Source organism: Flavobacterium sp. RSSB_23 (assembly GCF_051547145.1).
In the GTDB taxonomy this organism is placed as follows: Bacteria; Bacteroidota; Bacteroidia; order Flavobacteriales; family Flavobacteriaceae; genus Flavobacterium.
This window is the reverse complement of record NZ_JBPTTO010000001.1, coordinates 254,864-268,323: the sequence shown is the minus strand read 5'-3', so window position 1 is coordinate 268,323 and position 13,460 is coordinate 254,864. Positions and strand designations below refer to the sequence as shown.

The 13,460-nt window shown below is 35.4% G+C and carries 7 protein-coding genes; all 7 read right to left on the bottom strand.

Going from position 1 to position 13,460, the window contains the following annotated elements; genetic code table 11:
* Nucleotides 1–11: 11 nt before the first annotated feature.
* Nucleotides 12–2,990, bottom strand: a complete 2,979-nt coding sequence (secDF, locus tag ACSVH9_RS01255; protein WP_438062120.1) for a protein translocase subunit SecDF — start codon at nt 2,988–2,990, stop codon at nt 12–14.
* A gap of 228 nt (nt 2,991–3,218) precedes the next feature.
* Nucleotides 3,219–4,154 (bottom strand): malate dehydrogenase, encoded by a 936-nt coding sequence (gene mdh, locus ACSVH9_RS01250; protein ID WP_159683078.1) that lies wholly within the window; start codon nt 4,152–4,154, stop codon nt 3,219–3,221.
* A gap of 55 nt (nt 4,155–4,209) precedes the next feature.
* Nucleotides 4,210–6,153, bottom strand: coding sequence for a DNA topoisomerase (ATP-hydrolyzing) subunit B (gyrB, locus tag ACSVH9_RS01245; RefSeq protein WP_438062119.1), 1,944 nt, complete (start codon nt 6,151–6,153; stop codon nt 4,210–4,212).
* Between the two features lie 191 nt (nt 6,154–6,344).
* Complete coding sequence (asnB, locus tag ACSVH9_RS01240; protein ID WP_438062118.1) at nt 6,345–8,021, bottom strand: asparagine synthase B; 1,677 nt, start codon at nt 8,019–8,021, stop codon at nt 6,345–6,347.
* A 200-nt stretch (nt 8,022–8,221) separates the two neighbouring features.
* Nucleotides 8,222–9,847, bottom strand: a complete 1,626-nt coding sequence (locus ACSVH9_RS01235; protein ID WP_438062117.1) for an amidohydrolase — start codon at nt 9,845–9,847, stop codon at nt 8,222–8,224.
* A 1,148-nt stretch (nt 9,848–10,995) separates the two neighbouring features.
* Nucleotides 10,996–11,445, bottom strand: coding sequence for a hypothetical protein (locus ACSVH9_RS01230; RefSeq protein WP_438062116.1), 450 nt, complete (start codon nt 11,443–11,445; stop codon nt 10,996–10,998).
* 161 nt (nt 11,446–11,606) lie between these two features.
* On the bottom strand, nt 11,607–13,382 hold the full coding sequence (locus ACSVH9_RS01225) for a TonB-dependent receptor (protein ID WP_438062115.1): 1,776 nt from the start codon (nt 13,380–13,382) through the stop codon (nt 11,607–11,609).
* Between the last annotated feature and the right edge of the window lie 78 nt (nt 13,383–13,460).

Below are 13,460 nucleotides of genomic sequence, written 5' to 3'. Positions count from 1 at the left end.
AAGACTATAACTTATTTATTCTCGTTGTGTCTTTCTTCGATTATTTTTTTATCAGCAATAGAGATAGAATCCACTAATACTGGAGTTGCAATAAATAATGAAGAATATGTTCCAACTATAATACCAATCAACATAGCGAAGATAAATCCTCTAATTGACTCTCCACCAAATACAAACATGATTAACAATACTACAATCATTGTTAATGACGTATTAATTGTTCTTGACATAGTAGAATTAATAGAGTTATTTACAATTTCACTAAAGTTACCTTTAGTTTTACCGTCTAAGAATTCACGAACTCTATCGAATACAATTACAGTATCATTCATAGAGTAACCAATAACTGTTAGGATTGCCGCAATAAAGTGTTGGTCAATCTCCATTCCGAATGGCATGAATTTGTAACACAATGAATAGATACCTAATACAAAGATAACATCATGCGCAACAGCAGCGATAGCTCCTAAACTGTACTGCCATTTTCTAAAACTAATTACTAAGTACAATCCAACAATAAGCATTGCACCTAAAACCGCCCAATAAGCATTCGTTTTGATATCTTCTGCTACAGTAGGTCCAACTTTAGAAGCTAAAACAATACCCAATTTTTTCCCTTCATAAGCATTAACAAACTTATCATAAGTAACATCAGGTGAATAATACTTTTTCAAAGATGCATAAAGCAATTTATTAACTTCTTCGTCAGCTGCTATACCCGTTTCTTGAATTTTATATTTAGTTGTAATTTTCAACTGATTGTCTTGACCAAAAATCTTAACCTCAGCGCTTCCAAAGATTGCAGTTAATTCTTCTTTAATCTCTTCAGGCTTCATAGATTTATCAAAACGAACTTGGAACGTTCTTCCTCCAACAAAATCCACACCTTGATCAAAACCATTAGTAGCGATAGAAATAATAGAAACTACGGTTACAATAGCTGAAAATGCATAGGACCATTTTTTAATTCCTAAGAAGTTATAATGGAAATTCGTAAAGAAGTTTTTAGAGAAATTAGTAACGAATGATAAATCATTTTTACCTGCAATATTTCTATCAATAAAAATTCTAGCAATAAAAATAGATGTAAACAAAGAAGTTATAATACCTATTAATAATGTAGTAGCAAAACCTTTGATTGGTCCAGAACCAAAAATGAATAAAACAGCACCAGTCAAAATATGTGTTACGTTAGCATCAACGATAGAACGCATTGCACCTTTCCAGCTATACGAAGCAATTACTGCCTCATTTAAAGTCTTTCCAGAACGAAGTTCTTCCTTAGCTCTTTCATAGATAATGATATTCGCATCTACTGCTGTACCCATTGTTAAAACAATACCTGCAATACCTGGTAAAGTAAGTACAGCACCTAAACTTGCTAAAATTCCAAACAAGAATAATAAGTTAACCGCCAATGCAATATTTGCATACCAACCAGCTCTACCATAATACACTAACATCCAAAGTGACACCAATAACAAACCAACCAATGCAGAGGTTGTTCCATTATCAATTGCTTCTTGACCTAAAGATGGTCCTACTACTTCAGATTGAACAATATCAGCTGCAGCTGGCAATTTACCTGCTCTTAAAACGTTAGCTAAATCTTTAGTTTCTGTAATATCAAAGTTACCAGAGATTTCAGATCTTCCACCAGCAATTGGTCCACTAGATACTCCTGGTGCAGAATAAACCACATTATCCAGTACGATAGCAATATATCCTTTTGAAGTATAAGCTCTTCCTGTTAATTCTTCCCATTCTTTGGCTCCTTTGCTATTCATTTGCATAGAAACTGCTGGTTTACCCATTTGGTCAAATGTATCAGTAGCATCTGTTACCACGCCACCTGCCATTGAAGGCGCATCATTTCTATTTCCTTTTAAAGCATATAACTCAACCGCATCGATTTTTTTATCTTTTGCTTTAGCATCTTGAATAGTTGTTGGTTTACCCCAAACAAATTTAGCATAGCGTTGCTCACCAGCTAATAAATTTCTTACGTCTGGTCTTTTTAAATAACCATTAACAACAGCCGTATCTTTTGGAGAAAACATTCCTAAAACTGGCCCACCACCTTGCGCAATAATTTTATCAAACAAAGGATTTTTTCCTGCTTTTGTTGCAGTAGAATCTTTTTCGTCAGTCAATAAAGCACTTAAACTATCTTTTGCAACTTTTTTAGTTTCTACTTTTGCAACTTCTGTTTTCTTTAAAGCGTCATTAGCAGCAACCAAGAAGTTACCAATCTCTTCAATTTTATAGGTTTCCCAGAATTGCAATTCTGCTTTTCCTTGTAATAATCTTTTGATTCTATCAACATCTTTAGCCCCTGGTAACTCTACAAGGATTCTACCTGACTCACCAATTTTTTGAATATTAGGTTGAGTAACACCAAATTTGTCGATACGCTCTCTTAAAACACCAAAAGCACTTTCAACAGATTCGTTTACTTTTCTTTTAATTACTTTTTGAACTTGAGCATCTGTCATTTGAAAATCAACACCACCATCACCTTGCAAGCTTCTGTTTGCGAAAATTTCAGGAGAAGCTAACTTTGTAGTTCCATTAGCATTAGCTTCAAAAGCTTCAAAGAAGGCATCTAAATACGTTTGATTCCCTTGTTGATTAGCAGTAGCATCAGCTAAAGACTTATTGAATACTGGATTTTTTGAGTTATTAGACAATCCTTTCAAAATGTCTTTTACAGAAATTTGAAGAATTACGTTAATTCCTCCTTCTAAGTCAAGACCTTTATTGATTTGTTTGTCTTTAACTTCATTGTATGTGTAATCTGTGATTCCAAGATTAAACACCTTTTCTTTCCCTATGGAATCTAAATATTTTACTTCTTTTTCAGTGTTACCACCAGCGAAAGATTTAGCATCACTTTGAATCTTATTAGAGACAAATGTGAAAGAAAGTTGGTAAATACTTACCAATGCAAATAGAATTGCGAAAAATTTAATAAGTCCTTTATTCTGCATTATTACTAAAAATTAATTATTTTTTAATTACTCTTTTTTGTTTTAAACCTCAATAAAATAAGCCTTGACATCGTTTTTTTAAAACAAAAAAATCAACTGTGCATTATATCATTTTTTTTAAACCGAGCAAATATATCATTAACGAAATGATTAACCAATTTTTTTATTAATTAATCTCAAAAAAAAAACTGCAATAGTGCAGTCTTTTTTTTTAATGATAAAAAACGGTTATGCCAATACTGTTTTCAAATCAGCATTCATACCTCTAACCGCTTCAGCACTTTTAGCAAATGCTGCTTTCTCAGCTTCATTCAAGTTGATATCGATGATTTGCTCTACACCATTTTTACCAATAATACATGGTACACCGATACAAATATCGTTTTGGCCGTATTCTCCTTCTAAGAAAACAGAGCAAGCAATCATTTTCTTTTGATCATTCAAAATACTATCCACTAAGTAAGCTACAGAAGCTCCTGGCGCATACCAAGCTGATGTACCTAGTAATCCTGTCAAAGTAGCTCCACCAACCATAGTATCTGCAGCAACTTTATCCAATACTTCTTGAGAAGCAAATTGTGACACTGGAATACCATTATATGATGCTAAACGAGTTAATGGAATCATAGTTGTATCTCCGTGCCCTCCGATTACCATTGCTGATATGTCATTAGAAGGAACGTCTAATGCTTTTGATAAATAATATCTAAAACGAGAGCTATCTAAAGCTCCACCCATTCCAATGATTCTGTTTTTTGGTAAACCTGTAGCTTTTAAAGCTAAATATGTCATAGTATCCATTGGGTTCGAAACCACTACTACAATACAATTTGGTGAATGAGCTAAAACATTTTCAGCTACTGTTTTTACGATTCCAGCGTTGATTCCAATCAATTCCTCTCTTGTCATCCCTGGTTTTCTTGGTATTCCTGAAGTAATAACTACAACATCGCTATTAGCTGTTTTAGTGTAATCATTTGTACTACCTGAAACTTTTGTATTAAATCCAGTATTAGTTGCGCATTGAGAAATATCCATTGCCTTTCCTTCGGCAAATCCTTCTCTAATATCCAATAATACTACTTCACTTGCAATTCCTCTATAAGCAATTACATCTGCGCAGGTTGCTCCCACATTTCCTGCTCCTACAATGGTAACTTTCATTTTTTTTTAAATTTTATTTATATGTAAAATTGATTCTTATAATCAATCCCCTAATTTACGCATCTATTTTGGCATAAACAGCATTTTTTTCAATAAAATCTCTTCTTGGTGGCACTTCGTCTCCCATTAACATAGAGAAGATTCTATCTGCCTCTACCAAACTATCAATATTCACTTGACGCAATGTTCTAAAGTTAGGATCCATAGTTGTTTCCCACAATTGCTCAGCATTCATTTCTCCAAGACCTTTATAACGTTGAATAGAGGCACTACCTCCCATTCTTTCGTTAGCTTGATCTCTCTGAACATCATTCCAAGCGTATTCTTTCTTATTCCCTTTTTTAACAAGATACAAAGGTGGTGCTGCGATATAAACGTGTCCTTCTTCAATTAACTCTTTCATAAATCGGAAGAAGAAGGTTAATATTAAGGTAGCAATGTGACTACCATCGACATCGGCATCACACATAATAATTACTTTATGATAACGTAGTTTAGAAATATTAAGCGCTTTACTATCTTCTTCTGTTCCTACAGTTACACCAAGTGCTGTAAATATATTTCGAATCTCTTCGTTTTCAAAAACTTTGTGATGCATTGCTTTCTCCACGTTCAAAATCTTACCTCTCAAAGGCAAAATAGCTTGAAACGCACGATCACGTCCTTGTTTTGCTGTTCCACCAGCCGAATCTCCCTCGACAAGATACACTTCACATCTTGCCGGATCTTGTTCTGAACAATCGGATAATTTACCAGGTAAACCTCCACCGCCCATAACGGTTTTACGTTGTACCATTTCACGAGCTTTCTTAGCTGCGTGACGCGCTTGAGCCGCTAAAATTACTTTTTGGATAATGATTCTAGCATCATTTGGATTCTCTTCCAAATAATTCTCTAGCATTTCTCCTACCGCTTGACTTACAGGAGAAACTACTTCTCTATTTCCTAATTTGGTTTTTGTTTGACCCTCAAATTGTGGCTCGGCTACTTTTACAGAAATAATAGCAGTTAACCCCTCACGAAAATCATCTCCAGTAATTTCAAACTTTAATTTATCGAGCATACCAGAGGCATCGGCATATTTTTTAAGCGTTCTTGTCAAACCACTTCTAAAACCTTGCAAATGCGTTCCTCCTTCGTGTGTATTGATATTGTTTACATACGAAAATATGTTTTCAGAATAACTTGTGTTGTATATCAAAGCTACTTCAACAGGAATTTCTCCTTTTTCGTGATCCATTGAGATTACGTGTGTGATAATCGGCTCACGGTTTCCATCCAAATAACGAATGTATTCCTTTAATCCTTCGGTAGAATGAAATACTTCTCCAAGGAAATTACCATCTTTATCAACTTCTCTTTTATCTGTAAATGTGATTGAAATCCCTTTATTCAAAAAAGACAATTCACGCATACGAGCAGAAAGCGTATCGTATGAATACTCCGTAGTTTGTGTAAAAATGGTTGGGTCAGGATAAAAAGTTACTATAGTACCTCTTTTAGTAGTATCCCCAATTTGTTTTACTGGATATAAAGCTTTTCCTCTTTCGTATTCTTGCTCATACACTTTACCATCACTACTATGAACGGTTGCTCTCAAGTGAGAAGATAAAGCATTCACACAAGACACCCCAACACCGTGAAGACCTCCAGATACTTTATAAGAATCTTTATCAAATTTACCTCCAGCTCCAATTTTGGTCATTACTACCTCAAGTGCTGAAACGCCTTCTTTTTTATGAATCCCTACTGGAATTCCACGACCGTTGTCTTCAACTGTAATAGAACCATCTTCATTTATAGCTACACTAATGGTATCACAATGACCTCCCATTGCTTCATCGATAGAGTTATCTACCACCTCATACACTAAATGATGCAAACCACGTACACCTACATCTCCAATATACATTGATGGACGCATTCTTACGTGCTCCATTCCTTCTAATGCCTGAATACTGTCTGCCGAATAATTGTTCTTATTGATTTCCTCGCTCATATATATTTATTCTAAAAATGTATTTTTTGTATAACACGCAAATATACAAAAGCCGAAAGGAATTTAGGTCCAAAATGCCTTTTTAAGCGCTTAAGTTATCAACATTTATGGTTTATATCCCAATAAAAAAAACACGCCCTAAAAAGAGCGTGTTTTCAACATTACAACTAATAATCAAATTCAAATAATAACTATGCTTTGACATAGGCATCGTCGTGTACATTGGCCACGGCTCTACCTGATGGATCGTTCATGTTTTTAAAAGCTTCATCCCATTCTAAGGCGATTTTGGTACTACAAGCCACACTAGCTTCTTGAGGAACACACAAAGCCGCTGCATCACTTGGGAAATGTTCTGCAAAAATAGAACGGTAGTAATACTCCTCTTTTGAAGTTGGTGTTTGCAAAGGGAATTTATATTTAGCATTAGCCAATTGTTCGTCAGTTACTTCTTCAGCAACAACTGCTTTCAAAGTATCAATCCAACTGTATCCCACACCATCACTAAATTGTTCTTTCTGTCTCCAAGCTACACTTTCAGGCAACATGTCTTCAAAAGCCTTACGAACCACCCATTTCTCCATTGGATGTTCTTTGTTGATCATTTTATCTTGAGGATTAATGTGCATCGCTACATCCATAAACTCTTTGTCTAAAAATGGTACACGTCCTTCAATTCCCCAAGCAGCCAAACTTTTATTCGCTCTCAAACAATCGTACATATGAAGTTTCCCTAATTTACGAACGTTCTCTTCGTGAAATTCTCTTGCATTCGGCGCTTTATGGAAATACAAATAACCTCCAAATAACTCATCGGCACCTTCACCAGACAATACCATTTTAATTCCCATTGATTTAATGACTCTTGCCATCAACCACATAGGAGTTGACGCTCTTACAGTAGTAACATCATACGTTTCTAGATTGTAAATCACATCACGAACGGCATCCAATCCTTCTTGAATGGTAAATTTAATTTCGTGATGAATCGTTCCAATATGTTCTGCCACTTTTTGAGCAGCAGCTAAATCTGGTGAACCTTCTAAACCAACAGAAAACGAGTGCAATTGTGGATACCAAGCATCTACTTGATCGTCTGACTCAATACGTTTTTGAGCGTATTTTTTGGCTACCGCCGATGTAATTGACGAATCCAAACCTCCTGAAAGCAACACTCCATAAGGCACATCACTCATTAATTGTCTGTGAACCGCAGCTTCTAAAGCTTCTTTAATCGCTGGAATACTAGTTTCATTGTCTTTTACCGCTTCATAGTCTGTCCAATCTCTTTTGTACCATTGTACAAACTCACCATCTTTACTTGACAAATAATGTCCTGGAGGAAACAACTCTATTTTTGTACAATAGCCTTCTAATGCTTTCAATTCAGAAGCTACATAAAAAGTGCCGTGTTGATCCCATCCTATATATAAAGGAATAATTCCCATATGATCACGAGCTACGAAGTACTCGTCTTTTTCAACATCATAAATAGCAAATCCGAAAATTCCATTCATTTCGTCAATAAAATCAACTCCTTTTTCTTTGTATAAAGCCAAAATTACTTCGCAATCACTTTCGGTCTTAAATTGATATTTACCATCAAACTGTTTGCGTAAATCGCGGTGGTTATAAATTTCGCCATTGGCAGCCAAAATCAAATTGCCATCTTCGCTTAACAATGGTTGTTTCCCTGAAGCTGGATCTACAATGGCCAAACGTTCGTGAGACAAAATCGCTTTTTCATTACTAAAGATTCCACTCCAATCTGGTCCACGGTGGCGGATAATTTTAGACATTTCTAAAACTTGAGGTCTTAGGGTTTCTGATTTCTGTTTTAAGTCAAAGGCACATACAATTCCGCACATAATTATTTATTTCTTTATTCTTATTATTTAATTTGATGAAGCAAAGATGCTATAACAGATATAAATAGAAAACACAAAATCCACTTTTAGTTATAAATTATAATCAAAAATGGATTTTTAAATAAAATATGAAATATAAAACAGAAACAATTAGAAGAAACGCTTAAAATCTGTAAATCGCAAGCATTACCTAAGTACGATTATTTTTGTTTTGCTCCTTTAATAAAAGTACTTGAAGGCTTCATCTTAACAATCTGACTAGCTTCTACTTGCATCAAATCGGCATCAAAAACCACAAAATCCGCCCATTTACCGACTTCCAAACTTCCTTTTTGGTTTTCTTCGAAATTAGAATAGGCGGCCCAAAGCGTCATTCCTTTTAAGGTTTCTTCGCGAGACAAAGCATTTTCGATTTGGAAACCATTTTTAGGAAATCCTTTTACATCTTGACGTACTACTGCAGCGTGAAACGTAAGCATTGGATTGACTTCTTCCACAGGAAAATCAGTTCCTAGGGCTATTGTACCTGCTTTTTGAAGTAGCTTTTTATACGCATAGGCATTTTTCAAACGGTCTTTCCCTAAACGATCACCTGCCCAATACATATCCGAAGTGGCGTGTGTAGGCTGAACGGAAGGAATGATTCCGAGTTTGAAATAATCAAAGTCGGATTCCTGAATTACTTGTGCATGTTCAATTTTCCAGCGACGGTCTTTTTTACCTGTCAATACTTCTTTGTAGATTTTAAGCAAAACGGTGTTGGCCGAATCTCCGATGGCGTGCGTATTGAGTTGAAAAGGCGAATTGGCAATTTGTTGAGCTACTGCTTTCAATTGAGGCACTGGAGACAACAAAGCTCCAAATTGTTTAGGACTATCCGAATACGGTTTATGCATACAAGCGCCTCTGGACCCCAAAGCGCCATCGCCATACATTTTGAATGAACGCACATTCAGTTGATTGGTTTTGTAGATTCCTTTTTTGAAATACAAATCCATATTTTTTTGATTCGCCGTAATCATCGCATAGACATTGATTTTCATTTTTCCCGCTTTTTGCAAACTGTCTATCAAATGAATAATATCTGGGTCCAATCCAGCGTCGTTCACAGTAGTCAAGCCATAATCAAACATTACTTTTTCGGCATCTAAAAGCGCGGCGATTTGTGTTTTTCGACTGGGTTTTGGAATGATTTTAAATACCAATTCCATAGGATTGTCAATCAGAATTCCGGTTGGTTCACCATTTTGAAGTTCAATTTGTCCGCCTTCCGCTTTTGTTTTGGCGGTAATTCCTGCCATTTGCAGCACTTTGGAATTGACCACAATAGCGTGCCCATCAATGCGGTTGAGCACCACAGGAATGTTTGGAAAAGCGGCATCGAGCGCAGCTTTGGATGGAAATTTCTTCACCGCCCAATCGTTTTGGTCCCAGCCATTACCAACAATAAATGTTGGATTTTTTGCTTTTTGAAAAGCTTTCAGTCGTGCAATTATTTCTTCGAAGCTTTTCGTACCTCTTAAATCTACTTCTTGCAAGGTTAGTCCATACCCATAAAAATGACAATGGGCATCTATTAATCCAGGATAGATAAATTTTCCTTTGTAATCTAAAATAGTCTTGGAAGTATATTTTTTTAAAAGCGAGTCCGTATTACCAATGTCCAGAATTTTTCCATCCTTAATCGCCATAGCAGAAGCTTTTTCGAAGGCAGGGTTTACGGTATAAATGGTCGCGTTGGTCACAAGCGTATCCACTTCTTTCTGTGTGTTAGACGTACAAGAAAACAGGAATAGGGATACAAAAAACAGAGCAATTGATTTCATATATGTAAATTTTGTTTTTTAGAGGTCATATATGGTATCGCCTTTTACTTATCGGTGTTTGTTTTCAACAAACTTGTTGTTAGTGGCGATTTCATAATTTTGAGATTGGGTTTGGTCTTGCTAAGATAAGGAAAAGTAAAGTTTAAAATGCTTTTAGTCTTATTGCTAAAAATGAAGTTGTTGACTATAAGTAGATTTTACAAAGCGTTTACTTTAATAATACAAATCCATAAATAGCCTAAATTTTTAAAAATATTTACAGAAAAAGTCATGAGACTTTTAGTATGTTTACGTAATAGAAAAAAGTATAAATAGAAACGAGTCAGGATACTTCGTAGAGCGAAAAACAATTAAGTAAATTTAATATGGATTTTTTTGAAATATTTTTTGGTAGAGGAATACTTGAACTTGTTGGAGGATTTATTAGATTTTTTTTTAATAAGTGCTATTCATTATTAACTGGAAAACCTCCCAAGTCATTATCTTTTTATTTTAAAGAGACAAAAGATGAGACATTTTCAAATGGCGCGGGAAATCACGTTGTTGGCACTTTATTTGTATTTGCACTAACATTAATATTGATAATAATTATGTCATCTTCATGGAGAAGATATTTTTATTAATTCTTTTTATTTTTCAGAGGACAAATCTAAAGGATGTCTCGAATATGAATAAAACTTCTCAAGCATAATAGGGCAATCTCAAACTTCTCATCATTTCAAATCATGTTGCCTATTCGTAAACGCGAAAAAGTCACGCTACTTTTACCATTACTATTTATAGAATGATTGGCTTTTCAAAAGCAAAAACTTTAAAACAATCCTTGGGCTTTATTGATAAAACTATAGAGATTTAGAGGCTTTAGCCGAAGTTAAAGTCCATTTTTGGCTAAAGCCTATACCAAACTCATTTTAAAGAACGGGCTAAAGCCCATTCCTATTCAATAGTTGCAAAAAAAATAACCGAACTGCAGCTTCAACTACTTTTTCCCTTCTTTCCAAAATATCCAAAATAATCCCTGCTAGCCCCGGGAGGAGCGGCATCCTTTGCTGTCTTGTAAAAAAACGAGACAGCAAAGATATAGCGGATTACGGGAAGATGAAGCCAAGAAAGCCAAATGCTTACTGCTCCTACTTCAATTACTGCTTTTAATATATTTCTTGAATGGTGTATTTGGTGGTGTTGATTTCGAATTCGAATCCTACTTTGTTACCCATTAATTTACTACCCAAAGGCGATTGAGGCGAAAGCGCGATGATGTTTGTGCCTTCGATGGTGATTTTGGGCAAGGCTAAACTAAGGTACAGGTAAATACCATTGGCAACGACTAAACTCCCCACGACTATGGTTTCGGGGATAATGGTGGAATCGATTTTGTCTAACACCGCTTTTTGTCCTAAAACTTCTTGGAGTTTGTGGTTGAATTTTTCTTGCTCAAGATGCATCATAGAAAGTGCGGTTTCATGCTTGTCGCCTGCGGACCCTTTGGCGTCATTTTTTGAATCTTCGGTCAATGCGGCAATCATATCGCGAAAGGCATCGATGCGGTCTTGCACTAATTGTAGGTAGTAGGCGTGTATTTTTTGTTTGAAGGTCATTTTTATTTACCGCTAAGGCGCTATGTCGCTAAGAAATTATTACTTATAAAAAATTGAAACTTTATCATCCTCTCTTTACTTCTTATTTATTTTACCTCTGACGCTATGTCACGAGATTTCATTTGATTTTTTTTGCGCCATCGCGCCATTGCGGTATACCATTAAAAATCGAATTTATAACTCGCTCCCGCTACAATTTGAAATCCTTGAACGGGAAGATTGAGCCATTTTTGATAGGCTTGGTTGGCAATATTGTTGGCTTTTAAAAAAGCAGTAATGCGTTCGCTGTATTTATAACCTACATTCAAGTTTACATCAAAATAAGATGGTAAAGTAATACTAGTAGAATTGGTAACCAAATCCGTGTTGAATTGATTCTCTTTTCGCTCGCCTACGAAAAAGACTTTGGCGCCTGCAAACCATTTATCTGTAATGACAACATCTAATGTCGAATTGATTTTCATTGTGGGCAAATTCCAAGCCTCTGCTTGCACATCTGTCGTATAGGTATTTAAAGTAGCATTGATTCCGAAGGCCACGTTTCTTGAAAAATCGGCTTTTAATTCTGCAAAAAGGCTCATCGTTTTGACATCATCATAGACAATACCTAATGAATTTCCGAAAGCGTATGGCTCATTGGCACTGTTTTCTGTATAATTATTTGCTTTGAACAAGGCTTTGTTCCCTTCATTCAAGTAAGACGCGCTAACATTGTAACTAACTGAATTCGCCAATTTCCCCTTTAATCCAGCAAAAAGATTGTACTTGGAATCTGTGGGCTGAATTAATAAAGTTGGTGAAAGAAACGGATTTTCGTTCACAAAATCTCTATAGGTATTTTGTTTTAAGCTTCCATCCGCACCTAAATAAAAAATCATCAAATCGCCAACAACTTTGTAAGTCGCTTGAAAATTTGGATAAAAAAATAATTTGTTATTACTAGTTATTGGTGCCAAACTATAATACAAGCTCGCTCCAATTTGTAACGTCCAATCGTTCTCTGCAATGGCAAATCGTGGTGCTAAACCTAAATTTACAAAACGATACTCAATGGCATCTGTATTGGTTTTTACGTAATTGTTTTCAAAAGAACCACCCACATAATCCAAAATAATAGAAGAAGTAACTGCTTCGTTCCAAAGGTCCAATCCAAAAATAGGCTGCACTGAAAATCGATTTTCTGAAGAGCCAAAAGCATCCGTAAAATGATGAAATTTCATTTTTGTTTCATCTAACATACTTTCGTCCATAGCAAAATTTCCTGATAGCGTAATGGTATTGTATTTTTGTTCTGGAGCAATTCCATTGATTAAATCGTTACGCTCACTTGGAGTTAAAGAACTTCCGAAATCAGCTGGCAATCCATACCAATTATAGGTTTGACTTTGAAAACCACCAGCAACATCCCAAGAATAATCACTTTCTTTTACTCCATAAAATAAATCTAATTTGGTATCATAAAAATGGTCATCGAGTAGCACATCATTTATACCGCCTTGAGAAGAATGATGCTGAAAACTTGCTCCTATAAAATCTCTAGCTTGTAATTTTTTATACCCAAACAACGAACCTTGAAGCGTTCCGTAATTTCCAATACCCAATGAAGCATAATTTTCGAACAAGCGTTGTGCTTTGGCTTTTTCCACACTAGCAGCAACTCCCTTTGCAGGAGTAAAAGTAGACGCTACAGGAAAAGGCAAAACGGAATATTTTACTGTCTCTTTTTGAGCATTTTCTTTATCATCAAGCAGCGGGGTCTCTTTAATCTTGAATGCATCGGATACTGTAGGTGAAAAAGATTTCACAACATTTACCTCTTCTGCCCCAATGGTTCCTTTCTTTTCTTGAGCGGTTCCCAAAGAGAAAACAAAAAACAGTGTAATGATACTGGTGATGCTATTGATTGGAAAATACTTTATTTTATCGTGTAAATTCATATTATTTTACTCTTTTGTACTAATTTTTAGTAGGATTTTCTAGGAGTCTTTACAACTCCATAATTGCATTTGAACTAT

Excerpts from the sequence above, each read along its gene's own strand:
- mdh (WP_159683078.1), bottom strand. The coding sequence starts at position 4,154 with ATGAAAGTTACCATTGTAGGAGCAGGAAATGTGGGAGCAACCTGCGCA.
- gyrB (WP_438062119.1), bottom strand. The coding sequence starts at position 6,153 with ATGAGCGAGGAAATCAATAAGAACAATTATTCGGCAGACAGTATTCAG.
- secDF (WP_438062120.1), bottom strand. The coding sequence starts at position 2,990 with ATGCAGAATAAAGGACTTATTAAATTTTTCGCAATTCTATTTGCATTG.
- ACSVH9_RS01225 (WP_438062115.1), bottom strand. The coding sequence starts at position 13,382 with ATGAATTTACACGATAAAATAAAGTATTTTCCAATCAATAGCATCACC.
- asnB (WP_438062118.1), bottom strand. The coding sequence starts at position 8,021 with ATGTGCGGAATTGTATGTGCCTTTGACTTAAAACAGAAATCAGAAACC.
- ACSVH9_RS01235 (WP_438062117.1), bottom strand. The coding sequence starts at position 9,847 with ATGAAATCAATTGCTCTGTTTTTTGTATCCCTATTCCTGTTTTCTTGT.
- ACSVH9_RS01230 (WP_438062116.1), bottom strand. The coding sequence starts at position 11,445 with ATGACCTTCAAACAAAAAATACACGCCTACTACCTACAATTAGTGCAA.